This window comes from Nocardia sp. 852002-20019_SCH5090214 (assembly GCF_001665865.1).
GTDB lineage: Bacteria > Actinomycetota > Actinomycetes > Mycobacteriales > Mycobacteriaceae > Nocardia > Nocardia nova.
On the sequence record NZ_LZMK01000112.1, the window covers coordinates 1 to 980 of the forward strand.

The 980-nt window shown below is 69.1% G+C and carries 1 protein-coding gene and 1 pseudogene; both read left to right on the forward strand.

Annotated elements, in window-relative coordinates; genetic code table 11:
- Positions 1 to 406: hypothetical protein (locus A5780_RS08920; protein ID WP_231982897.1), on the forward strand; the 406-nt coding region annotated here is incomplete at its 5' end.
- Positions 403 to 980: pseudogene (locus tag A5780_RS08925) on the forward strand (DNA cytosine methyltransferase); the annotation flags it as partial. The gene A5780_RS08920 and the pseudogene A5780_RS08925, both read left to right, overlap by 4 nt.

The window sequence follows — 980 nt, forward strand, 5'->3', positions numbered from 1 at the left end:
GTTGGCGCTGTGGAGCGGAGTCCCGCACCCTGCGATCACTGGATGGCTGGCCTGGTGCGCGGTCGTGGCCCGGCAGGAAGATCGGTCGCCGCTGAAAGCTTTGCGGCGCCACCTGATCTGCTACGGCATCGACCCCACCGATGTCGCCGCGGTCGAGGCCACCCACGCCCATCCGCAGCGGCGATGGCTGTACGTGGGCGTGCTGGTCGAGGCCGGTGCCTACCTGCCGGTGAAACTGGTCTCGGCCGGCGCCGGTCTCGGACACGGCCGGAACGCGCTGTCCTGGCGGGAAACTCGTGCCCTTCGCCGCGCCCGCGCGGTCGAGGTCACGACCGCGCAGTGGCAGGACCGGATGGTCGAGGTCATCGACGGCTGGACCGCACACATCCCCGGGGACGCGCGATGAGCCTCACATCGACGGTCTTCTTCGCCGGATACGGGGGCGATTACCTCGGCTGGCGGGCGGTGCCCGGTCTCACGGGCCGGATCGCGGCCAACCACAACCCGGTCTGTGTGGCGGTGCACGAGCTGAATTTCCCCACGGTGGAACATCTTCCGCCCGGCGACGTCAGGGAGATCGATCTGACGCGGCTGCCCGCGACGGAGTTGTTCTGGGCGAGCCCGGCGTGCCCGGAATGGACGGACGCGAAGGGACAGAAACGCTACTTCGACCAGAGCAACCAGTACCGGTTCGACGAGGAACTCGGCATCGTCGAGGATCCGGCGTCCGGGCGCAGCCGGGCGCTGGTCGAGCAGATTCCCCGGTATCTGCGTGCGATGGCCGCGCGCGGCAAGCCGGTGCTGGCCGGGGTGATGGAAAACGTCGTGCAGTGCTGGAAGTGGGACGACCGGCATCGGTGGCTGCGCGAGATCCAGGACCTCGGTTACGAGACCCGGGTCATCGCCCTGAATTCCGCGCACGTGCTGCCGCGCACCTGCCTGCCGGTGCCGCAGTCCCGCGACCGGCTCTACATCGCGTA